Consider the following 22,444-nt stretch of genomic DNA (forward strand, 5'->3'; position numbering starts at 1 on the left):
CCTCAACCTCTAAGATTGCTTGCTTGATATCATTGTCTTTCATGGCATACTCCTTAAGTTAGTTTGGAAACCATACTATTTATGCGGGTATGTATGTCAAGCTATTTCTTCAGCAGCTATAGAAAATGCCCAAACTCCAGATTACGGACTAAGTCCGTATTGACTCCGTAATGCTAAGGGGGATGTAGCGCAGCATGCCGATGCTGCGGATCGGGGAATGGATCGGAAAATGCAGTGTGTAGTACATCGGGAGATTTGAACAATCTCCGATCGTTCGTAAAATATCCTACTCACAAAGTTCTTGACACGAATATCGATTCCGCATCACATGGCACAATCATCATCAAGAGAGGATATCGCAATGAAAAGTACGTTTCTGATCATCGTCGCGCTGGTGATTGTATTGCTGTTTGTGAGCGCCTGCGCGCCCGGCATGAACGATCACAACAAGGAAAAACCTGCCGGATTCCTGTGGGGTATCTGGCACGGATGGATCGCGCCTATTTCACTGATTTGGAAACTCTTTGTGCCGCAAGTCGGCATCTATGAGGTCAATAACTCCGGCTGGACTTATGATTTTGGCTTTTATATTGCCATTATCTCCGGCTTCGGCGGATTATCTTTGAACAGGAGCAGAAAGAAGAAGTGAGCAAAAGAATCACAGCTATTGAGCTTGCGGATGCGTCAGACGGGGATGTCCGGCACCACTATGAAACCAGTGTGTGATTTTATATATCATATTGGAACTGTAAGTATATGGCATAGTTAGCTTTGGATTGAGCGGTACACCTATTTCAAACTTTGTCCTGATCCTCACCGCCGCGATTTGGGGGTTTGCCTTTGTGGCGCAACGCAAGGGCATGGAAACCCTGGATCCCTTTACTTTCAACGCTTTGCGCTTTGCCTTGGGAACCGGTTTTTTGTACCTGCTGAAATTGATCTTAAAAAAGGGAAAAGGAGTCCATGAAGGGGTGTCAAGCGGCAAACCAATGCTGCTATTGGGTTTGATCCTCTTTATCGCTGCCTCTTTGCAGCAGTTTGGAATCGTCTGGACCAGTGCCGGAAATGCGGGATTCATCACGGGGCTTTATGTGTTATTTGTTCCTTTGATCGGGTTGTTCAGAGCGCAAAAACTGCGCTTAAGTGTGATTGGAAGCGTGGTTTTGGCGGTGGCGGGCTTGTATGTAATCAATCTTGGAGCCGATCTGAACATGTCTATTGGAAACGCTTGGGTGCTCGTCAGTGCCGTCTTTTTCGCGATCCATGTGCAAATGGTGGACAAGCTTTCCAAGCTGCACTCCGCCATTGACTTGGCAATGCTCCAATTCAGCGTGTGCGCGATTTTGAGTTTCGGCTTTGCCGGTGCTCATCATCTTATTAAAATGGGTTCCTCTATGGAAGTGAATCTGCTCGTAAGCAACATCATAAGCGCTTCCCTGCCAATTTTTTATGGAGGAATCATGTCCGTTGGGATTGCCTACACGCTGCAGATATTTGCCCAAAAGCGGGTGCAGCCTACCACGGCTGCGATCATACTTTGTTCGGAAGGGCTCATTGCCCTCTTTGGCGGATGGCTGTTATTGTCCGAAAAGATCGGTCTATCCACGCTGCTTGGCGCTTTTCTCCTTCTGACGGCGATGCTGCTCAGTATTCTGCGACGGGGCGGAAAAGTTTTTTTGATTGACAAAAAAGGGACTGTAAAAACTTAGTAACCGAACACGTGATTCGAATAAGGAATTTAAGGATAGAGATAATGTTATACACAATTGCTTTGATCATTCATGCCATCATCTGCATCGCGCTGGTGCTGATTATTTTGGCGCAAACATCCAAAGGCGGCTTGGATGCCAATCTCGGCGGCGCGGCGATGAACGTCTTTGGCGGCAGTGGAGCTTCAAAGTTCCTCAAAAAATGGACTCAGATTCTGGCTTTGGTTTTTGTAGCCTCATGTCTGTTGTTGGCATTTCTGGTGCGCGATGCTCGCGGAACCAATATGGACAAGATACAGGAACGCCAGAAGAAGCTTGATGCCGCAGCAGGAACAGCTCCAGCCGGCACCGAACAACCGGTTCCTTTTAATAGCACTCCTTAAACAGTTTTTTCAAGTAAGCAGAAGTGGTGGAATTGGCAGACACGCAAGACTAAGGATCTTGTGCCTTTAACGGGTGTGCGGGTTCGAGTCCCGCCTTCTGTACCAAATATAACGCGACCTTCACTGGTCGCGTTTTTTTACTTTGGCTTTTTGAAAGAGAGGATGATCTGATATACTTGGTTGCGTGGATATTCGCTGCTTAATTCTTCCAGGATCGCTGATGCTTGTTTGCCCGATCTGAGCATATCTTTCACCAGATACCGCAATTGTCCGGGATCAGGAACAGTCTCTTTTAAACAAGGCTCGATCAGGATCACAAACTCGCCTTTCTCCATCACCTGATAGTCTTCAAGTAGGCTTCCCAAATCGGTTCTTATGTATTCTTCATAGATTTTGCTAAGTTCACGGGCGATCACGATTTGCCGCTTGCCAAGGTGTTTATAGAGCTCCATGAGGGTCTTTTTGACGCGGTGAGGCGCTTCATAAAGAATAACGGTATCCGGCGAGACGACAATTCTCTGCATGATCTGCTTACGATCCTTTGGTTTTTGCGGCAGGAATCCCAGAAACAAAAAACTGCTGCATGGCAAACCACTTGCTGTGAGCGCAGGCACGAATGCCGTTGCCCCCGGTAGAGCGATTACTTCCACACCCTCGTCAATAGCGGCTTTGACGATGATTTCCGCTGGATCGGATATTCCCGGACTGCCGGCATCGGAGATGATCGCCACATCTTTCCCCTGTTCGAGAATTGCCATAATCTCCGGGATACGGCGTTTTTCACTGAATTTGTGATAGCTGATCAGCGCGGGACAAGGGATCTGAAAGTGCTTCAGCAACCTTCGGGCGGAGCGGGTATCCTCAGCGGCGATCAGGGTTGCGGATTTGAGCGTCTCCAATCCCCGCAGGGTCATATCTCCCAGATTGCCGATGGGAGTGGGCACAAGATATAGTTTCCCGCTTTTCATCTTTTCCTCTTTCAGAGAATCTGGTTTAGATGATCTTGAGCTCGGATCCGATTTTGACAAAAGACTGAATCGCCCTGTCCAAATGATAAAGTGAATGAGCTGCGGAGATTTGAACCCTGATGCGTGCTTGTCCCACGGGCACCACCGGGAAAGTGAAACCGATCACGTAAACTCCTTCCTTGAGCAGCTTGTCCGCCATCTGAACTGCCAAAGCTTCGTTGTAGATCATCACCGGGACGATTGCCGTGTCGCCGAAAATGATATCAAAACCAGCTTCCACCATGCCTTTGCGGAAATAATTAGCATTGGTCATCAGATGATTGCGGAAATTGGTGCTCTCCGTGAGCATGTCCAAAATCTTGATCACTGCCGCGACGATGGGAGGCGCGATCGTATTGGAAAAAAGATATGGACGCGAACGCTGGCGCAGATAGTCGATCACTTCCCGGCTGCCGGAAATGCATCCACCGGATGAACCCCCAAGCGCCTTGCCAAACGTTGTGGAGATGATGTCCACCCGTCCCTGCACATTACAATGTTCGATCGTGCCCCTGCCTGTGGCACCGATATATCCGGTCGCATGAGAATCATCCACCATCACGATGGCATCATACTTTTCCGCCAGATCGCAGATCTCCGGAAGCCTGGCAATATCACCATCCATGGAAAAGACTCCGTCCGTCACGATGAGCCGAAACTTTGCCGATTTCGCATCTTGAAGATTTTGCTCCAGTTCTTCCATATTGGAATGGGCATAACGGTATCTCTGAGCTTTGCAGAGACGAACGCCGTCGATGATGGAGGCGTGATTGAGGGCGTCGGAGATGATAGCACTGTCTTCACCCAGCAGCGGTTCAAAGACTCCGCCATTGGCATCAAAGCAAGAAGAATAGAGGATTGTATCTTCCATGCCGAGAAATTTGGAAACCTTGGCTTCGAGTTTTTTATGGATCTCCTGAGTGCCGCAGATAAAACGCACGGATGCGAGTCCAAAGCCCCATTCATCCAACGCTTTTTGGGCTTCCTTGATCACGCTCGGATGATTTGCCAAGCCAAGATAGTTATTGGAACAAAAAATAAGAACGTCGCGTCCGTCAGCCATACTGACCTCGGCGCTTTGTTGCGAGCCCAGCACTCGTTCAGTTTTGTATGTGCCTGCTCCCAGAATGGCATCAAGCTGTTTTCTGATTTCGCTATTGAAACGTTTTGACATTTAAAACCTCTTGCAATAGTAGTATTTTTTCCCTCACGTTTTGATAAACGATGATTCTGTCAATAGAAAAAGGGCTCGTATGATTCTTCAATCGTGGCTCAATGGTATCCTGAGCGGTAAAAAAAGCGTCTCTTCCGTGTAGAGAAGAGACGCGTTATCGTTATCAGAATTTCTCTGTTTCAGTTACCGTACATCGTGATGATTTCGTTCTTGGTTTTGCCCAGAATGTCATACTTCCTGCCCACCTTGATGAAAGCCGCGAGGGCTTTTTCCAGATGGTGCATATCGTGAGCTGCGGAGATCTGGGTGCGGATTCTGGCTTTTCCTTGTGGAACCACAGGGAAGAAGAAACCGATGGCATAGACTCCTTCCTCAAAGAGATCGAGGGCGAAATCCTGGGAGAGCTTGGCGTTGAAGAGCATCACCGGCACGATGGGAGTGTCTCCCTTTTGCAGGATAAATCCCGCTTCGAGCAGATTCTTGCGCCACCAATCCGAGTTTCTTTCCAGCTTGTCCCTGCGTTCGGTGGTTTTGGAAAGAATGTCCAAAACCTTGATCACTCCTGCCACCACTGGGGGTGCGATGGTGTTTGAGAACAGATAGGGGCGTGCTTTTTGACGGCAGAGTTCGACCAATTCTATTCTTCCGGAGACGCATCCACCGGAGGCGCCGCCAAGTCCTTTGCCGAAGGTGGTGGTGATGATGTCGATCTTGCCCATCACGCCGCACTTTTCATGAGTTCCACGTCCGGTCTTGCCAATGAAACCGGAAGCGTGCGATTCATCCACCAGCAGCATGGCGTCATACTTTTCGCACAGCGCGACCATCTCATCCAGCTTGGCAGTGTCGCCATCCATGGAATAGACTCCATCCGTGATCACAAGTTTGTGCCGCTTATCGCTGTGGAGGATGAGTTTATCTTCCAGATGTTTCATATCCGAGTGCTTGAATGAATCCGTCATGGCTTTGCAGAGCCGGATTCCGTCGATCAGTGAAGCGTGCACGAGGCGGTCTGAGATCATCACATCCTCTTCGTTCAGGATGGCTTCAAAGACACCGGCATTGGCATCCATGCAGGAAGGAAAGAGGATGGTATCTTCGGTGCCAAGGAATTCGGTGACCTTGCGTTCCAGCTCTTTGTGAATATCCTGCGTACCGCAAATGAAACGTACTGAGGACATGCCGTAGCCACGTTCTCTCAAGCCTTCGTGTGCGGCTTCCACCACTTCCGGATGGCTGGACAATCCCAGATAGTTGTTGGCACAGATATTGATGACTTTTTTTAGCGGAGCTCCGGGAGGGAATTCAACTTCGATCACTGCATCCTGCACGGAATGGATGTAGCGTTCGATCTTGAAAATCCCCGCGTCCTGCAGGGCCTTGATCTGCCCCTGATAAGAGGTACGTACTTTGTCGCTATACGCCATTATCCCCCCCCCTATTTATTCAGGAATTCCTGCACCAATACGGTAATCTTATCGACGGTGTCGAAAGCTTCCGGAGTTGCTCTATCATCGGGCAAGCTGATCTTGTATTTGGTTTCCAGAAAGCGTTTCAGGGAAACCATCGAGAAGGAATCGACATAGCCTCCGGAAATCAGAGCCGTATCGTATGTGATCTCGTCATCCTGATCTTCCATGTATTCCTGGATCACGTATTCCAGTACTACTTTGCGAATTTCGTCCATTTGTTTATCTCCTTTGGGGTTTATTATCAATCGTCTTCGAGGGATGAGATATCGCCCAAGTCTTCACCGGCTTCCTGAGCTTTGAGCAGACGGCGCATGATCTTGCCGCTGCGGGTTTTGGGCAGGCTTGCCACAAACTCCATTTCCTGCGGCATCGCCAGAGGGGAGAGTTTTTTGCGGATGAAGTTCATGATTTCCAGATCGAGTTCATCGCTGGCAGTGTATCCCGGTTTGAGGCAGATGAAGGCTTTCACCACTTCCATATTGATAAAGTCCGGCTTTGCGACCACTGCGGATTCGGCTACTGCAGGATGTTCCAATAGGGCGGATTCCACTTCAAAGGGGCTGACCAGATGTCCGCCGGTATTGATGATATCGTCGTCGCGTCCCACAAACCAGTAGTATCCATCCAGATCGATGTATGCTCTGTCGCCGGGAATATACCAGCCTTTGCAGAACTTTGCGCGGTAAGTGGTTTCATTGTTCCAATACATTCTCATCATGGCGGGCCAGTCCGGTCTGAAACCGATCAATCCAATCTTGCCGGTTTCCTTGATCTCTTCATAAGATTCGGCATCCACAACGGTGCCGGTGATCCCGGGGAAGGTTTTGCCCATCGAGCCGGGTTTGATCTTCATGCCCGGAAAGTTGGTGATCATGATCGAGCCGGTTTCGGTCTGCCAATAACTATCGTGAAATTTGAGTCCAAAGACCTTTTCAGACCAGATCACGGCTTCGGAATTGAGCGGTTCGCCTACGCTGGCAAGGTGTCTAAGGCAGCTCAGATCGTATTTGGTGATGACTTCGTCTCCAGCTTTCATCAGGGATCGGATCGCCGTGGGGGCGGAATACCACACTGAAATGCGGTGTTTTTCGATAAATCTGTACCAGGCGTCGGCGGAGAAACCGATGTCGTTCACGCACAGAGTAGCGCCCATCGCCCAAGCACCAATGATTCCGTAGGAAGTGCCGGTGACCCAACCAGGATCGGCAGTGCACCAATAAATGTCATTTTCCTGAAGATCGAGCACCCACTTGGTGGTGAGATACTGCGAAATTAGGGAATAGTGCACATGCTTCACGCCTTTGGGCATGCCGGTGGTTCCGGAGGTGTAATGCAGCACGGAGGGGCTTTCCGCCAGGGTGGGATAGACCTGAAATTCGTCCACGCGGTCCGCCTCATCCATTTTGAAGGCAATCTCTCGATCCTGCAAGGGAGATTTGCCGTTGTCATCGACAATAATGATGTGTTTGAGGTGGGGAAGTTTGTCCAATATCTTGCGGACTTTGCCCAAATGCTTTTTCTGAGTGATGATCGCCGTGGTTTCGGCATTTTCCAGTCTCACAGCGAGGGATTCGTCACCGAAGGCGGAAAAAAGCGGTTGGGCGATGGCACCGGTTTTGAGGATGCCCAGGAAGCCGATATATAGCTCCGGAATCCGATCCAAAAACAGGCAAACACGTTGCTCGGGCTCGATCCCGATCTTGCGTAAAAAAACGCCGAACACGTTGCTCAACTGGCGTACATCATTGAAGGTATAGCGTTTTTCCTTGCCGCCTAACCCTTCCCAAATCAATGCCAGTTTTTCGCCCATGCCCTTGTTGCAGATCCGGTCTGAGCAGTACCAACCAATGTTGATCACATCTCCCGCCTGATATTCGAGCTCCCGCTCAGCCAAGCTCCAGGAAAAGTTCTTGATTCTCTCATCATAGGAACCAATGTTGTGCATAGCAACCTCTCTAATTTTAGTAACTAATAGTCTCTGAATAATATCTAACTTTTGAACAGGAAACTCAATCTCCAGTGAATTGTCAACAATAATCTTTGGACGGAAGAAAATAAGGGATGAACTGCCACGACAAGTATTTTCTCTTGACAGATTAGATGTAAGTATATTATTCACTCCATAGCATGGATGGAGTTTCGATGAAAGCAGATATGTTCAGTTTGGCAGATAAACAAAGCCGGAAAGATGTGTTCGGGCAGAAACCCTTTCTGCTCTTTGATTTTGATGGCACGATCGCGGATTCCGTCCATCCGATGTATGAGTTGTTCAATCAGTTGGCACCAAAATATGGGATCAATCCGATCAGTCAGCAGGACTTTAGCATCATCCGCAGCATGTCTATCCCCAAGGCGTTCAAACACCTGGGAATTCCTTTCTACAAGCTCGCGCGAGCCATTCCCGTAGCTCTGAGGGAGTATCGCAAAATCATCAACGATCTCGAGCCCTGCGCCGGAATCATTCCCATGCTGAACAAGCTCCAGGCTGCAGGGATTCCCATGGCGCTGCTCAGTTCAAACAGCATTGAAAACGTGCATCTCTTTTTGGATAAACACGATATCCAGAGTTTCGACTGGGTGGAAGGAACCGGCGGCATCCTTAAAAAGCATACCAAGATCAAACACCAGATCAGAAAGCACAAGCTCGACCGCAGCCGCGTCATCTATGTCGGAGACGAAAGCCGGGACATTGTTGCCGCCCAAAAATGCGGCATCAGAATCATCTCGGTCTCCTGGGGTTTTCATACCGCGGAGCACCTCTGCTCCTTTGATCCGGACTTCCTCGTCAACAGAGCCGAAGAGATTGTGGATTTAGTGCTCAAAAATGACTCTCTGCTCCCCAAATCCCAACCCTCGTTCACACGCACATTTCAGACAATAATTTGCGCAACTGATCTTTTTGCCATGCATTAACTCCCTTACTTATTATCTTACTTGGCTCATGTCATCAATCCCATTCCGGTTGCAAACCGATGCTATGCTGTCAACCAAAATCAGGAAATTCCACCGCAGCATCGGCATGCCGCGCTACATCCAAAGTGTTAATCAAGCCTTAATCAAGCGTTAATCAAGCGTTAGTTTTATTACGCTTGATTAACGCTTGATTAAGGCTTGATTAACGCAGCCAAGGCGGAGAGCAGCTTCCCAAACAGGTAGCGCAGCATGCCGATGCTGCGGAAGCTGTGTAGTGGAAGCTGTGTAGTGCCAATGCCGATGCTGCGGTGATGCGGTGGTGCGGAACTGTCAATATTGTTATTGTTAACAATAATATCGCTGAATGAAATTACGCATACCCTCTCCCTGATTCAGCCTTCCGTTTTGGCATAACATAAGCCCCGCCAAGTTTTGACGTATCCCGCTGATGATAAAGAGCTTAATGTGCGTTAAAGCCAAGACTGAAACCGCAGTATGGATTTATGCAGGTAGTTGCGGAGCTTCCAAATTCCTGATCTTCTGCCGGATTGTTTCTTTCTGCCTTGTAAATTCCGCCATTTGGGCAGCGTTGAGTTTTTCGGCGCCGACCATCTTGAGTTGGTTGGGATTGACGAAACTGTTTCCTTTCATCAGTCCGAAATGCAGATGCGGGCCGGTGGATTTCCCGGTGCTGCCAACCCTTCCTATGATCTGACCGCGTTTAACGGTTTGTCCGCTTTTCACGCTCATTGAGCTGAGATGTGCGTATTGGGAAATCATGCCGCTGGAGTGTTTGATCCGGACATGGTTTCCCCAGCCTCCATTGTAGCGGGCTTCGATCACTGTGCCATTGGCAACTGAAAAAATCGGTGTGCCATAGCGGGCTCGATAATCCACTCCCTGGTGCTGCGCCCAACGTCCATAGACGGGATCGATCCTTCTGCCAAATTGGGAGACAACGTGGATCGATGAGAGAGGAAAACCGACACCGCTAATGATGTTACTCTTACCATCGCTGTCGTAGAGACCGGTGAGAACGGATTTTTCGCTGTCGTCCTCGAAACGAAAGAGTTCATGCGTGCCGGTGCGGGTGCCGCTATAGGAAGCAAAGAGTATTTTTCCACCTTTCATGCTTTTCCCCTTGAAGATCCGTTCTTCCACCAAGAGCTTGTAGGTATCGCCTTCTCGTGCGTCGCGGCGGAAATTGATCTTGGCTTCGAGACCGTTGTTGATCTGTTGTTTTTGCATCGGGTTGAGACCCTCTGCCAGCAGTGAGGAATCCAATGTGCCGGAGAGATTTCCGTTGATGATGCGGGTGCGGATTTCCACCGGCAGGGATTCAAGGATGTAGAATAGCGAGTCGTTTTGCACGCTGAAGAGGTGGCGGGTGGTTTCTTCCTGGATAAAGACCATTTTTTGAATCTTGTTGTCGGTCTCGGAAAGCAAGATTTTGAGGGTGTCGCCGGGTTGGATAGTGGTCACGTCAATGTATTCTCCAAACCGGTATGAGACGAGGGCAATGTTCCAAGGCGGAACTTCGTTCTTTTCCAGAACGGAAAAAATGCTGCCGCCGGCAGGGATGATCTCTGTGATCCAAGGATCCGGCGGGGCTTTTTCGAAATCGGTTTGCCGATGCGCTTTTGCCTTGCCCGGAGCGATGATGCTCATCAAGCTGAAGGTAAGCAGCAAAACAACGATCAAACCCAGAAGTATATGTTTTCCATGATCTTGCATATTGTCTCCATGTTCCGGCAAAATCCGGAATCAGGTGTTGAAAATAATGGTCATTCCGCCGGGTGATAGTGGATGTGCACGTTGCGCAAGCCACTGCTGTAGTTTTCTAAGAGTATCTCTTCCACCGCGTGGGAGATTTCATGTCCGGCTTCGACGCTAATGTTTCCGCTCACGCCAATGGACATGTTTACGGTATAATATGGGCCGAAACGGTGTATGCCAAGATCGTCAATACGGATCACTCCCGGAACATCGAGCACGATGCGGCGGACTTCCTTGTGAAAATCGTCATCCGGAACGCTGTCCATAAGCTCTCTTGAGGATTCCATGACGATCTCGACCCCGGTTTTGATGATATAAATGGCGACGACTGCTCCGGCGGCAGGATCCATCCAATAGTATCCCATGCGTCCGAATATGAGACCCGTGATCACCGCGATGGAAGCCATGATGTCGTTGAAATGATCGTTTGCCAATGCTTTAAGAGTAGGATTGCGGGTGGCTGCAAAAGACCGTTTGGTGTAAGTATAGAGGATGATCTTCGTGATCAATGTGCCGCCGGCGATGTATAGTGCCAGGCTTGCGGCGGCGTGCCCTTTTTCGGAAGAAGCGACAAGATCATAGACCTTGTTGATCGATTCCCAGAAGATGGCGATGCCGGTGGTGAGGATGAAGGCTCCGACCACGATGGCGGAGATCGTTTCCAACTGACGGTGTCCGTAGGGATGTTCCGCGTCCGCCGGTTTTCTCGCATGATGCATAAATATCTTTACTGCAACGTAATAGATTACATCCGAGGTGGAGTTTATGCCATCTGCCAACAAGGCATGGCTGCGGCCAAGGATACCGACCGTCGTCTTAAGCACCGCCAGGACGAAGTTCGTCACCATGCCGAGGTTCACGGTCATATTGGTCTGTGTGTCTCTGTCCTTCAAATCTCCAGCTCCATTATGTCGATCAAGTCATTATCCGGAAAGCTTTCTCTGAGACGCATACGGAAAGCTTCAGCATCCTTGGGATCCATGCCGATGCCATTGGCATTGACCGCGATCGTCTTGATTTTATAGGGTATCAGCACCTTGGGACGATAGTTATGCAAGAATGCTTCCAAGCTTGGTAGAGATAGTTTCAGGCACTCGGGATGGCGCAGCAGGATGCTTGCACCCATACGGTCGAGGATAGGTTTCAGCTTGGGGAGGGAAGTTTCCGTGATCGCTCCGGGAATGAATAAACCACTGATGTTCGGGTGCTTTTCAGTTAGTTTTTCCAGATCAACCTCATTGCCGATCAGGCTGTCGAAGCCGGTGCTAAACCACTTTTTCCCGCAGCAGAGAAGAAGGTGGGCAGTGAAAGACAATTTGCGGAAGAGCTGACTCTTTTCGAGGATGCAATCGTTTATGGGGATGGAGTTTAGCAGCAAAAGCCGCTTTAACTCGGTGATAATGCTTTCCTCTGAACCAAAACTGGCTCCGGCGATGAGTATGAGGGCGTCCAGAACCTCCGACTGACCGATCGCCTTACGATCCAGTGAGCCGTCGATGAGCACCTTTCGGGCACCGTGATGGCGAAGTCTTTGCACTGCTTTGATCTGCTCCGAACCGCTGGCGGGACCCGTGATCTCTGTCGTGAGGCTTTGTCTGCATTGTGCCAGCCAAAGGGGGCGAAGTTCGTTTCCGAAGGCGAGCCTTTCCAAGATACGGACGTCGCTGCCATGAGCATTTAAGGTGTTTGTATCGCAACAGAATATGCTGCCGGACTGAAGCCTGACGCGGGGTTTTGGAATGTTAAAAACCCGGTCGCTTTCCTCGCCATCGATGCCTGTGCTGAGAACTCCGAAGGAGATTTCCGGATTATTAGCCAGAATATGATTGAGGAGAGTGGTCTTGCCGGCATTTTTACAGATACCGACAATAGCGATCACGCAGATGCCATCATCGGATATCCATTCAAAGGGCATAAACACCTATTTTTCGCGGCGGTTATTGCGTTTTGTGTCCGCCGGACCGATCGATACTTTCTTTCCACGCAGCAGAGCCATCACGCCTTCGACTGATTTTCGCTCTTCCGGACAGAGGTTTTTGTAATCGGAATCTTTGATCATTTCGAAACCGGGCTCAGTGTATGCCGTGATGAATCCTTCATAGTTGCGCAGAATTATCCTTCCAGGCATCTGGGAGATCAGATAATTTGGCATCACGGGAATCTTGCCGCCGCCGCCGGGAGCGTCCACCACAAAAGTGGGAACACACAAGCCGGAGGTGTGACCGCGCAGGGATTCGATGATCTCGATGCCTTTGGAAACCGGAGTGCGGAAATGGGCTATCCCTTCCGAAAGATCGCATTGATAGATGTAATATGGGCGGACGCGGTTGCGAACGAGAGAATGCACGAGCTGTTTCATCACATCGACGTTGTCGTTGATGCCTTTCAGCAACACGGATTGGTTGCCCATCACGACACCGATTTCAGCAAGCTTTGCAAGTGCCGTGGCAGAATCAGGAGTCATTTCCTGAGGATGGTTGAAATGCGTGTTCAACCAGACGAATTTATACTTTCTCAAGACCGCCAGCAGGCTTTCAGTGATCCGCTGAGGTAATACCACCGGCAGGCGTGAACCGATGCGAACGATGTCCACATGCTCGATCAGGCTCAGCTTTTCCAAAATCTCGTCCAAACGCTGGTCTCCCAGAGTGAGTGGATCTCCGCCGCTGAGGATGACATCCCGGATTTCCTTGTGATTGCGGATATATTCAAGCGCTTTTTCCACGTTTTCGCGCGGCATGGGAGCATCGTGTTCCCCTGCTTTTCTGCGTCTGGTGCAATGCCTGCAATACATGGCGCACTGGTCGGTGACCAAAAGCAGCACTCGATCCGGATAGCGATGCGTCATTCCCGGCACCGGAGCGTCCGCGTCCTCGTGCAAAGGATCCGCCATATCCGAAAGAGTAATGTCGCCTTCGGCAATGCGGGGAATCGCTTGCATGCGGATCGGATCCAATGGATTGGATTGATCAATCAGCGATAGATAATGTGGAGTGATCGCCATGCGGAAGGAAAAAGCGTTGGATTGGGCTACCGCTTCCTCTTCTGGGAGCAGATTGATATACTTTTTCAGCGTGGCAAAATCCGTGATCCGATGTTTGAGCTGCCAGTGCCAATCATGCCACTGCTCATCGGTTGCGATGCTGCGAATTGCAATAATCTCGCTCATGATATTATCCTTTTCAATCTGTGTATCTTTCCTTGAAAAGACGCATCAATACGGGGTTGCGGCGCAAAAGATCGATGGAAACTGCGGCATGGTGATGGGCATAGCCGTTGCCGAGAATCATATCCACGTCAGCTCCAATGCCTTCGGCACCAAGGGCGGCTTTGGTGAATGAGGTCGCCATGGAGAAATAATAGACGATGCCGCGATCTTTGCATGCCATGATGGTGGGAAGCTCGGTGTCTTCGATGTTGACGACGTTGATGACGACGTCCGCCATTCTGCCGTTGGTACGTTTGGAAACTTCGTGCTGAATGGTGATGGCGTCCGTTGCGCTGGCGATGATTACTTCGTGGCAGCCGGTTTCAAGGCAGGTGGGGATGTAGCTCTCATTGCGAACCACACCGATGACCTTTCCGGCAACTCCGGCACGCTCTCTGGCGACCGCATTGCAAAGGATTCCGCTCTTGCCGTTGGCACCGATGATCACGACCGTATCTCCCGGGCGCACAAGACGTTCCACTTGAGCAGGAGCTCCGGCTACGTCAAGCACTGAGAGTGCCAGATTCTCGTCCATATCATCCGGCAGCTTGGCATAGATGCCGCTGGAGAAAAGAATCGCCTTGCCGGAGATCTCGACTTGATCCTTGTCCAAAAGGACGCGCTTGACGGAATCGATCTTGAGGGGAGTGAGTGAAAGGGAAACGAGGCTGGCGATCTTGTCGCCGATCTTGATCTCGTCTTTCATTTCAAATTTGTCACCGATGGCGGCTACTTTTCCGATCAGCATTCCGCCCGAGCCGGTGTCCTCGTTTTTGTGTTTACCGGTGCGGTTGGTGAGGTCGATAGCATGTTCTGCAAAAGCATTTTCAATGTCTTCGTGCCCTTGTCCGATCAGCTTGTTTTTGATCTGATGAAAGGAAGCGGAATCCACATTCAGACGGATTACGTCGATCAATAGTTCGTTGTCCCAAATCTCGGACATATCATTATTTAATACACGCGCGGGCTGCGGCAGCACGCCTTGGGGTTCGATCACGCGGTGCGTTCCGTAACGGCATCCTCCAGTTTTCATGCGAAAACCTCCATGTTCTTTATTTTTATTGCATTTATAGTGATAGTTACACAGCTTTCCACGATTTTCTGATGCACAATATTGTCAATGATTTTGAAGTCTGAATATGGAACTTGGTGCCGGAAAGCTATGATTGGCAGATATCCAATCCAATAAAGTGACAACGGAAACTGCAATATAATCATCTCACTATTGGCAGGGACTTGCTGAGCATAAATACTTTGAGGGCATTACGCCAGAGCTGTGGAACTATCATATTGGTGGCTATCAAGTTTTGCACAAATACCTCAAAGACCACAAGGGCAAGGACCCTCAGCGACTCTATCCATTATTGCCGCATGATGACGATTTTGTCCCTGACCATCAACCTTCAGGTAATGATAGATCAAAACAATGTAAGTGTGATCTAAAAGAAAAGCCCGAGGCAACCCGGGCTTTTCTTTTAGTCATTTGATGTCTGAGTTGTCAAATGCCAGGACATATTCCTGATACGTGTTTTGCTCATATGGAAGTATGTCGCTTTCTTTGATAACACAACCGTTAGAATCAAGCAAAGTCAGCTTATCATGAGTGAACAGAATCTCAAGCCCTGGATTTGGGGAAAAGTCACCCACAAGTATATTGTCGTTTTGTCCAATCTGTCTTACAGTTTCATTCCCATTGGGATACTCCCAAATAGGAGAGTTGAGTCCCAAATGTTGGTGTAAATTCCAACTCATTGTTTCTCATTTAATTGAAGACCTGAGCGCCAAGGCGGAGCAACTTTTCACTTTACACACTCTATACCTTTTGGTTATTGTAGCGATAATAATCATCCTGTTCAACAATAAAACCAAGGCTACTTTCTTGTCAACATCTTTTTTTAATCAAAAAAATAAATCTAGCTTATTGCGACGGGCTGAAACCCTGCGGAGCTTGCGGAGCTGGGCTTCAGCCCGTCGCGCGTGAGCGAGTCCCTGTCACTTATCTTATCCTGTTTTCAGCAATTTTTTCTGTGGGCTCCGTCAGGTAGAGCTTAGAGCTTGTCCAGTCCTCTGAGTATCCCTGCATGGAGGCTACTATCAGTCTAATATGACTATTTTCATTGAAGAAAATCCTAATGCGCCGCTCCCTGCGTCTAATTTCTTTACTCAATCGCTCAGCGAATTCGTAAACTTGATCGTTGTCCAGTGTGCCGGAGGGAAATCCAGGTAAACCGTAATCTTGTGATATGTGCTATCCAGCCAATCCCTCAGCTTATCTTTCCCCTTTTATTCAATTACTCTTATAAGCTCTGTCCAAATACCGTCCAAATTTGCAGCAAACATGTCTCATAAAACAGTCCAAAAAAGTCCAAACACGCGCTTGGACATTTCCAAAGCCAGTCCTATCTATCTCTCCACCAATCAAAGCATTATCATCACCTTACACTTGTGTCATAGCATGCAACTTTGGGTGTCAGTTTACAGCAGGCTGAACCAAACAACCTGCCAATCTGATTAGACATCTTTGCGTTCGGTCTCTATCATGCTGATGCCTTTCTTTAGCAATGCCTTGCGGGTGGAGGCTATCTATCCCGGAGATCATTCTGATCAGATACGCGCTGCCGGCGCAGGCTCTGCCAATATCCCACGCACCACCACAGAATACACTTTTAAAGATCTCTACAACTTAATCTGCTGCACTTTCCGCGCTGCGCTGAGATCATAGAAATCAGCCCGGTTGTCGATGATGCTCAGTTTCTTGCGTTCGGCGAAATACCAGTCGTTCAGGTGTTTCTGCTGTTTTTCCTTGCGGGCTTTGGAGATGATCTCGTTCTTTTGCTTTTCCCAGAGCTTCAGATCGGGCTTGTTTCTTTTCAGCACATGTCCAATGAACCAGCGACGGTTGTCTTCGATCAGAGAAGTGAATCCTCCGCTTTCGAGGATAAACAAAGCTTCGTTCAGAGCCGGCACCTTACCGATGGAGGTGATATTGTCGTCCCGCTTGAGTGATGACACTTCCACCACCATGATCGTATCGCGCTGAGCGGCTTGCAGATAGGTATTGGGGCTGTTGCTGCGCATGAAATCTTCGATGTAGTTATTCATGGTGTACATGCGTTTGGTGGTGGTGGCGCGATTGGTGATGGCTGCTTTTTCTTCTTCAAAGGGCAGATAATACTCCGGCAATTCTGCCGAAACTTCAAGGATATAGACGTCTCCATTGGCGGCATAATGAACGTCCGCGAGGCTGCCAACGGGATTTGAAAAGGCATAGCTTACCAGTTTCGGTTCGTTGCCGATATCGCGGATAAACCCATCCGTGGAAAAGAAAACCGGCGTTTGCCGCAATTGCAGATTCAGGTGTTTCGCAGCGCGATCGAGACCTGTTTCCCTCGCATTGGTATATAGTTCAGAGCTGTCGAGCTTGAGCTTTTGCAGGGTCTTTTCACCCGCTTCAATGCGGAGGAGGATATGCCTTGCGGAAACTTCCTCACCTTGTTCGCCACTTCTGCGTTCAAGAGTTTGGATGATGTGCCAGCCAAAACGGGTCAACACCGGTTCCGCAATTTCTCCGTCGGGAGTGGAAAAAGCTGCATGTTCAAATTCCGGTACCATTTGACCGCGCCGGAAGAAACCCAGCTCTCCCCCATTTTGGCTTGAACCGGGATCCTGAGACCACTGCTGCGCCATGGAGCCAAAATCGGCTTGATCCCTGAGCTTGCTTATTATCTCGTCCACTTTTTGCTTTGCGCTGAGAGAATCCGCAGCGGAAGGCGCTTTGGGAAAATGCACATAGAAAAAACGTCTGCCGTTTTCCCGGCGATAATCTTCCCGGCGTTCGCTGTAGAATTGCTGTGCGTCCGCTTCACTGGCATTGATATAGGTGAGTTTGTTGTAATCAAAGAAAATGATCTGGGCATCGATGGTGTCGCTTTGTTTCAACCAATCGGCTTTGATGCTGTCCGAGACGACGTTCACCTCCGCGCGGAGGGTGTTTAAGAGTTTGGTGTATTGATAGGTCTCGCGCACGGCGGCGATCACGTTTTTGCGGAATTCAGCATTGTCGGTGAGGGCGCTTTCATATTTCTTCTGGTCAAAATTGCCGTTGGTAGTTAGGTCTTTGATTTGTTTGATGCCTGCCGGAGGGTTCTTTTTGGCTTCGCTCATGAGTTCAGTTTCGCTCAATTTGATCTTGCCGGCTTTGATCGCAGCGTCATAGATATATCTGCCGATCAGCTCTTCCCAGCATTGTTCGTTGAGCTTCGCTTTCTCTTCTGCAGAGAGCTTTTTTCCTTTGGCATGGTAATCCAAATAGTTTTTCAAGATATTGTCATAGTCGCCATAGGTATAGGTCTTGTCCGCGATCTTGCCCACGACCACCTTGGAATCCGGCTTTTGGGCATAGAGCAATGCTCCCAGCGCCAGTAGTATCAGTAAAAATCTTTTCATATTATACTCCAAGTCATAATTTTATCATCTACCCAGGAGGGTAGAGTGGTGAAATTGGATCAAACGAAACGTCCGACCCCCACAACGTAGCTTTCGATAGGCGCAGCCTCACCTTTCCGCCTTTCCACCCTTCCGCCTATACAGATTATTCTTGCTTTTCCGAGGACGTTTCGGTAGGTTTGACGCTTTCCTGATGATGTATCAGGCGTTCAAGAAGGTGGGATCTGCGCGCGATGCGGATCATCCAAAAGGCAAAGAACCCCAGAAAGATCAATACGGACATCACGATGATGATGATCGTCCAAGGATAACCTTTTTCCATCTCAACGATCATATATTCGTGCTTGTTCCACATCTGCGCGGTGTCATAGCTCCAGGATATGACGCGTTTTCCCCGGTCTATCTTGTCTTCAGCGGCATTTGAGCTGACGATTTTCCAGGGAAGATGAAGCTTGTAATTCCAGACTGGATGCTCGGTCTGCATCTGGGAAAAGAGCGTCTCAAAATCATCTTCTTCTTCTTGGCTGCCGAGAGCAATGCGCCTTTTGAAATTTACCTTGCCGCCTGGTTCGCGATTGAGAGTGATCTTGCCCCAGAAATCGGCGTTTGAAAGCTGATCGTTGACGTTGTTGAAGGCTTCAATATTGGCAAATTTGAAGGTGACGGTGTAGATGACGTTCGGACCCACCCGCGAAATGATGGAATCGATCAGATTGATCCCCGGTAAAGCTGCCTTGCGCATGATTTCTTCAGGGTTTTCATAGGTAGAGCGGTGCACGAGGCGGATTTTCGCCTTGCCCGAGCCATCTTGGTTGAGCCACAATTCTTCATCGTACTGGACGCATCCGGCCAGCGCCAGCAGGGTGAGAATCAGCCATAAGAGACGTTTCATTTTCCTTCAATCCTTGTTAAAAATACCAGTTTGTCTCATGCAAAACAATCATGCTTTTTTTGGCAAGGAAAATATGAGACTGTTCAACTATTCCTTCAATAACCCTGATCCGTTAGCTGGTTAAATGAGTGAAAATGTAGGCGAAACATGGCATTTGGCAATCGTTTTCAGAATTGACATGATTTGCCTTTTTGCATCAAGAAATGACTAAATGGGGAGGGATTGCACGAAGACTGGCGCGGAAACGTATTCTACGACGCTGAGTTTTCCCAATCGCGTAAGTGCCTGTCTGCATTAAGTCATTATTGGGCTTTTATAACCTGAATACAGAAGATATCTTTTCCAAGCCAAAAACTAACTCATTGCAGGCTTTTTTCTTTGCAAAATCGGCATCCTGCGCTACACGAAAGACCGCTGATTATCTAACTGCAACGCCAAAAGTAGTTTAGCTCCGCAGGATCGGCATCCTGCGCTACGCTTCTCCTTAGCATTACGGAGTCAATACGGACTTAGTCCGTAATGAGTCCGTATTGATTCCGTAATGCTAAGGGGGAAGACAGGGATATTTTGGTGCGCAAGAGTAACACTTTCATCGACAATGGATTTTTTGGGACTCATAATTAGAGAGAAAAGCGAGAGATGAGAAACCGCTAATAGCAACCCAAAAAAAGGCATGGCTTGCCGCTAAAACGGGTTATCTTTTCAGCAGAAATATCACAAAACGAGGAAAACCATGGCACTTAAAGAACACTTGCTAAACTCGATCAAAAAAGCGATGAAAGGTGAGATGGACAGCGTCACCTTATACCAAAACGCCGCCGATCACGCTACGGACGCGGAAGTGAAGAATTTCTTCCAGAGCCGCAAAGAAGAGGAAAGACGGCACTATAACTACCTGTTGCAATACTATCAGGAAATATCCAACGACTTGCAGCCCAGCGAGTTGAGCAGCGATCTGAAAACCGGGCTCGATGCCAATTCCCAGATTTCGGCAGATTTTCTGCGCCGCATCGGTGAGGATCAATATCTCTTTTCCGCCATTTCCACCGCGCTGCTCTTGGAAAAAGACGCCATCGAACACTATCGTAAAAGCGGAATCGAGACCGATATCGGCACCCTCAAATCACTTTTTGAGATCATGGAAAAATGGGAAATGAAACACTATGAAGACCTCTTGAAGATCCAAAAGGAATCCGAGGAACACTATTGGCAGATCAACAGTTTCGAGCCCTTTTAACCTGATTTTTTTAGCCGTAAAACTGTTCCAAAACGCTCAGGCTGTTCAGTTTGAGCTTTTTGTGGAAATGAGCTTGATAGTAAACAAGCAGGATGGCATTGATCTGCCGGACGGTGCCGCGCTCTATATGCAATAGATTCAGGTAGTTGCCGATTTGGGGGAGCAAAGCCAGGATGCCGGCACTCTGCGAAGCAAGCAATAGATAACGCTCTTTATCCGCGCTTTCATAATAGCAATCCGCGCACACGAGATCGGCAGTTGCGGCAGCGGATGCGATTATTTTGGTGTCCTCCGCGTGGCAGATCATGCACTTGGAGGTGGAAAACGGCACTCCGATGATCTGCATCAGCCGCGTGAAAAAACGCCAAAAAACGAGGATGGCATTGCTTTTGACGCCGCCAAGATAGTCCAGATAGAGCCTCAAATAGTCATAGATCATCTCATGTTCATAAGCTGGAATGATCATCGCGGCGATCAATTCGGTGCCGCATTGCGCGGCTGTCCAGATTTCCGGAGCGTATTCAAAGCCGTGTTCCTTGATCAGAGCGGCTTCGCAGAAGAGATACAATCCCTCATCACTTGGCGCGTAAAGCGTGAACTCATATTCGCCCATGGCGAGAAGCGTGTTTTTTTGGGGTTGTTTGCGCAAGCCTTTGGCGAGGATGGAGATCAGACCATGTTTGGACGTCAAACAGCGGATGATGAGGCTGCTTTCGCTATATTCGCTGAATTTGACAATGATGCCGTGGTCTTTTATCTTTCCTTTCACAGCTTCAGTGCCTCTCTCACGGCGCGAATATCCATCGGGCTGGCAAAATATGTGTGATGATTGGAATAGGTCACATAGCCTGGGGCGCTCTTTCGCGGTTTGCGCACAAAGCGGATCTGAGTATAATCCACCGGCACGTTTGTGGAAAACTTTGCCTTGCTGTACCATGCGGCGAGGCTGCAACACAATCTGATCGTCTCACCGGTGGGTTCTTTCTTGTGAAAATTGCGCAAGAGCACGTGTGCGCCGTGGTAAATGCGGGTGTGAAACCACCAATCATGCGGACGTCCAAGCTGAGTGGTTACGAAGTCATTTTCGCTGGCTTTTCTGCCGATGACGATCTCAAAATCCGGGCTGATCTTCAAGCTGAGGAGTTTGTCGATCATGCTCAATTTCTTGCTCGTCTGAGCGAGGCTTGATCCTTTGCCATCAATGAGATCGACCGACTCACCGGTGGTGATTCTAACCAGGATGTCTTCGATGCTTTTGATCTCGGAATCCGTCTTTTGGATGTTCTCGGTGATAATTTTCAGCCCGTTTTTGGCTTTCTTAAATTTGCGGATAAAGTGGTTCATATTTTCCAGCGGGCTTTTATCCGCGAAGAGAGGTATCTCGATGAGGGGCAGGGAGTTATCAAAGTAGTTCGTGGCGGAAAGCAGGGGCTGTCCGGGGCTGATCGTTTGCAGGTTTTGCTTGATCGTCTCAGCGCAGATAAACCATTTTTGGCTCTGTTCGGCATCCTTGAGCTCGCTCATCTGCTTACGCAGCTTGGCTTTGGCTTTACCGAGCTCCTTTTGCCAGCGGCGCTGTAGCTGTTGAAGTGTGTCAAACTTGTCCTGAGCAAGCAGCACGTGTTCGTAATAAGCGGCGAAATAGTCGTTTACGTTGTCGAAGCCAAGGGTTTCGAGGGAGCCGTGAAGTTTCAAAACGAGGGGAAAAACAATGGGTTCATCAGCGGGAATAAATGATGTTTTGGGGGCTTGATAAGGAAGTTTTGCCAAGATTTGCCGCTGAGGATTGTCCGCGTAGCTAAATTTATTCAGGGCGTCGAGAATAATTTCCGCATGGTTTTGAATCGATGTCAGGATCAGATTCGCGCGTGGTTTCCCCAATTCGGCGATCAATACATAGTAGTGTTTTTGTTGATAGAGGTCGCGCTGTTCAAGGCAGATACGGAGGATACGATCATCTTCAGCCATCTGCAGATCGGTCACCACGGCATGTTTAAGTTGCTGCCACATAGCGTCTTCAGAGCCGGATGATGATTTGCTGCGCATGAAAAGGAAGGCATCTCTTGCGTCGAGGATAAAGTGCAGATCCGTCTTATCCGTGAAGTAAAATACGATGGAGTCCGTGGTGCGAGCCACCTTCTCGACCTCTTTTCCCTTCAGGGAGATTTCGTTTGTCCATGCTTTCAAAAGCGAGTAATTCATGTTTCTTCTTTTTTTTGCCTTGACA

Annotated in this window: 19 protein-coding genes, 1 tRNA gene and 1 pseudogene; 6 read left to right on the forward strand and 15 right to left on the reverse strand. The window is 48.9% G+C overall.

Going from position 1 to position 22,444, the window contains the following annotated elements:
* Nucleotides 1-361: 361 nt before the first annotated feature.
* The 4 genes from Q8M98_05975 (at nt 362) to Q8M98_05990 (ending at nt 2,197) form a co-directional block, all read left to right on the forward strand.
* Nucleotides 362-649: a hypothetical protein gene (locus Q8M98_05975; GenBank protein MDP3114311.1), complete on the forward strand. Its 288-nt coding sequence runs from the start codon at nt 362-364 to the stop codon at nt 647-649.
* 127 nt (nt 650-776) lie between these two features.
* Nucleotides 777-1,709: a DMT family transporter gene (locus Q8M98_05980; protein MDP3114312.1), complete on the forward strand. Its 933-nt coding sequence runs from the start codon at nt 777-779 to the stop codon at nt 1,707-1,709.
* Between the two features lie 44 nt (nt 1,710-1,753).
* Nucleotides 1,754-2,092: a preprotein translocase subunit SecG gene (gene secG, locus Q8M98_05985; GenBank protein ID MDP3114313.1), complete on the forward strand. Its 339-nt coding sequence runs from the start codon at nt 1,754-1,756 to the stop codon at nt 2,090-2,092.
* Between the two features lie 17 nt (nt 2,093-2,109).
* A tRNA-Leu gene (locus Q8M98_05990) sits at nt 2,110-2,197 on the forward strand.
* A gap of 32 nt (nt 2,198-2,229) precedes the next feature.
* Here Q8M98_05990 and rsmI read toward each other — a convergent pair.
* The 5 genes from rsmI to acsA all read right to left on the reverse strand — a co-directional run bounded on the left by rsmI (nt 2,230) and on the right by acsA (nt 7,690).
* Nucleotides 2,230-3,060: a 16S rRNA (cytidine(1402)-2'-O)-methyltransferase gene (gene rsmI / locus Q8M98_05995; protein ID MDP3114314.1), complete on the reverse strand. Its 831-nt coding sequence runs from the start codon at nt 3,058-3,060 to the stop codon at nt 2,230-2,232.
* Nucleotides 3,061-3,085: 25 nt separating this feature from the next.
* The gene (locus Q8M98_06000) at nt 3,086-4,273 is read right to left on the reverse strand and encodes a glycine C-acetyltransferase (GenBank protein ID MDP3114315.1); all 1,188 of its coding nucleotides are present in this window, start codon (nt 4,271-4,273) and stop codon (nt 3,086-3,088) included.
* A gap of 179 nt (nt 4,274-4,452) precedes the next feature.
* Nucleotides 4,453-5,700 (reverse strand): glycine C-acetyltransferase, encoded by a 1,248-nt coding sequence (gene kbl / locus Q8M98_06005; protein ID MDP3114316.1) that lies wholly within the window; start codon nt 5,698-5,700, stop codon nt 4,453-4,455.
* Nucleotides 5,701-5,711: 11 nt separating this feature from the next.
* Entirely contained in the window at nt 5,712-5,960 is a 249-nt protein-coding gene (locus Q8M98_06010; protein ID MDP3114317.1) for an acyl carrier protein, read from the reverse strand.
* Between the two features lie 26 nt (nt 5,961-5,986).
* On the reverse strand, nt 5,987-7,690 hold the full coding sequence (gene acsA, locus Q8M98_06015) for an acetate--CoA ligase (GenBank protein MDP3114318.1): 1,704 nt from the start codon (nt 7,688-7,690) through the stop codon (nt 5,987-5,989).
* Between the two features lie 197 nt (nt 7,691-7,887).
* Between acsA and Q8M98_06020 the strand changes: the two genes are divergently transcribed.
* On the forward strand, nt 7,888-8,658 hold the full coding sequence (locus tag Q8M98_06020) for an HAD-IA family hydrolase (GenBank protein MDP3114319.1): 771 nt from the start codon (nt 7,888-7,890) through the stop codon (nt 8,656-8,658).
* A gap of 501 nt (nt 8,659-9,159) precedes the next feature.
* Here Q8M98_06020 and Q8M98_06025 read toward each other — a convergent pair.
* The 8 genes from Q8M98_06025 to Q8M98_06060 all read right to left on the reverse strand — a co-directional run bounded on the left by Q8M98_06025 (nt 9,160) and on the right by Q8M98_06060 (nt 18,980).
* Complete coding sequence (locus Q8M98_06025) at nt 9,160-10,392, reverse strand: M23 family metallopeptidase (GenBank protein ID MDP3114320.1); 1,233 nt, start codon at nt 10,390-10,392, stop codon at nt 9,160-9,162.
* 50 nt (nt 10,393-10,442) lie between these two features.
* The gene (locus Q8M98_06030; GenBank protein MDP3114321.1) at nt 10,443-11,327 is read right to left on the reverse strand and encodes a cation diffusion facilitator family transporter; all 885 of its coding nucleotides are present in this window, start codon (nt 11,325-11,327) and stop codon (nt 10,443-10,445) included.
* Nucleotides 11,324-12,349, reverse strand: a complete 1,026-nt coding sequence (locus Q8M98_06035; protein MDP3114322.1) for a hypothetical protein — start codon at nt 12,347-12,349, stop codon at nt 11,324-11,326. Before Q8M98_06035 ends, Q8M98_06030 begins: the two co-directional genes overlap by 4 nt.
* A 6-nt stretch (nt 12,350-12,355) precedes the next feature.
* Nucleotides 12,356-13,603, reverse strand: a complete 1,248-nt coding sequence (gene ablA / locus Q8M98_06040) for a lysine 2,3-aminomutase (protein MDP3114323.1) — start codon at nt 13,601-13,603, stop codon at nt 12,356-12,358.
* 13 nt (nt 13,604-13,616) lie between these two features.
* A complete protein-coding gene (locus tag Q8M98_06045) occupies nt 13,617-14,675 on the reverse strand; it encodes an L-erythro-3,5-diaminohexanoate dehydrogenase (GenBank protein MDP3114324.1) in 1,059 nt (352 codons plus the stop codon).
* A gap of 446 nt (nt 14,676-15,121) precedes the next feature.
* Nucleotides 15,122-15,394, reverse strand: coding sequence for a hypothetical protein (locus tag Q8M98_06050; GenBank protein MDP3114325.1), 273 nt, complete (start codon nt 15,392-15,394; stop codon nt 15,122-15,124).
* Nucleotides 15,395-16,318: 924 nt separating this feature from the next.
* A complete protein-coding gene (locus Q8M98_06055; protein MDP3114326.1) occupies nt 16,319-18,088 on the reverse strand; it encodes a peptidylprolyl isomerase in 1,770 nt (589 codons plus the stop codon).
* Nucleotides 18,089-18,233: 145 nt separating this feature from the next.
* Nucleotides 18,234-18,980, reverse strand: coding sequence for a hypothetical protein (locus tag Q8M98_06060; GenBank protein ID MDP3114327.1), 747 nt, complete (start codon nt 18,978-18,980; stop codon nt 18,234-18,236).
* Between the two features lie 721 nt (nt 18,981-19,701).
* On the opposite strand from Q8M98_06060, the pseudogene Q8M98_06065 reads away from it, so the two are divergent.
* Nucleotides 19,702-20,217: pseudogene (locus Q8M98_06065) on the forward strand (ferritin family protein).
* A 10-nt stretch (nt 20,218-20,227) separates the two neighbouring features.
* On the opposite strand, the gene recO reads toward Q8M98_06065, so the two are convergent.
* The gene (gene recO / locus Q8M98_06070) at nt 20,228-20,986 is read right to left on the reverse strand and encodes a DNA repair protein RecO (GenBank protein ID MDP3114328.1); all 759 of its coding nucleotides are present in this window, start codon (nt 20,984-20,986) and stop codon (nt 20,228-20,230) included.
* Nucleotides 20,983-22,419: an NFACT RNA binding domain-containing protein gene (locus Q8M98_06075; GenBank protein ID MDP3114329.1), complete on the reverse strand. Its 1,437-nt coding sequence runs from the start codon at nt 22,417-22,419 to the stop codon at nt 20,983-20,985. The genes recO and Q8M98_06075 overlap by 4 nt, the downstream gene beginning before the upstream one ends.
* Nucleotides 22,420-22,444 lie beyond the last annotated feature (25 nt).

It is taken from the genome of Candidatus Cloacimonadaceae bacterium, assembly GCA_030693415.1.
In the GTDB taxonomy this organism is placed as follows: domain Bacteria; phylum Cloacimonadota; class Cloacimonadia; order Cloacimonadales; family Cloacimonadaceae; genus JAUYAR01.

Coding starts and splice junctions, on each gene's coding strand:
- Q8M98_05975 (MDP3114311.1), top strand. CDS start 362: ATGAAAAGTACGTTTCTGATCATCGTCGCGCTGGTGATTGTATTGCTG.
- secG (MDP3114313.1), top strand. CDS start 1,754: ATGTTATACACAATTGCTTTGATCATTCATGCCATCATCTGCATCGCG.
- rsmI (MDP3114314.1), bottom strand. CDS start 3,060: ATGAAAAGCGGGAAACTATATCTTGTGCCCACTCCCATCGGCAATCTG.
- Q8M98_06000 (MDP3114315.1), bottom strand. CDS start 4,273: ATGTCAAAACGTTTCAATAGCGAAATCAGAAAACAGCTTGATGCCATT.
- kbl (MDP3114316.1), bottom strand. CDS start 5,700: ATGGCGTATAGCGACAAAGTACGTACCTCTTATCAGGGGCAGATCAAG.
- Q8M98_06010 (MDP3114317.1), bottom strand. CDS start 5,960: ATGGACGAAATTCGCAAAGTAGTACTGGAATACGTGATCCAGGAATAC.
- acsA (MDP3114318.1), bottom strand. CDS start 7,690: ATGCACAACATTGGTTCCTATGATGAGAGAATCAAGAACTTTTCCTGG.
- Q8M98_06020 (MDP3114319.1), top strand. CDS start 7,888: ATGAAAGCAGATATGTTCAGTTTGGCAGATAAACAAAGCCGGAAAGAT.
- Q8M98_06025 (MDP3114320.1), bottom strand. CDS start 10,392: ATGCAAGATCATGGAAAACATATACTTCTGGGTTTGATCGTTGTTTTG.
- Q8M98_06035 (MDP3114322.1), bottom strand. CDS start 12,349: ATGCCCTTTGAATGGATATCCGATGATGGCATCTGCGTGATCGCTATT.
- ablA (MDP3114323.1), bottom strand. CDS start 13,603: ATGAGCGAGATTATTGCAATTCGCAGCATCGCAACCGATGAGCAGTGG.
- Q8M98_06045 (MDP3114324.1), bottom strand. CDS start 14,675: ATGAAAACTGGAGGATGCCGTTACGGAACGCACCGCGTGATCGAACCC.
- Q8M98_06050 (MDP3114325.1), bottom strand. CDS start 15,394: ATGAGTTGGAATTTACACCAACATTTGGGACTCAACTCTCCTATTTGG.
- Q8M98_06055 (MDP3114326.1), bottom strand. CDS start 18,088: ATGAAAAGATTTTTACTGATACTACTGGCGCTGGGAGCATTGCTCTAT.
- Q8M98_06060 (MDP3114327.1), bottom strand. CDS start 18,980: ATGAAACGTCTCTTATGGCTGATTCTCACCCTGCTGGCGCTGGCCGGA.
- Q8M98_06075 (MDP3114329.1), bottom strand. CDS start 22,419: ATGAATTACTCGCTTTTGAAAGCATGGACAAACGAAATCTCCCTGAAG.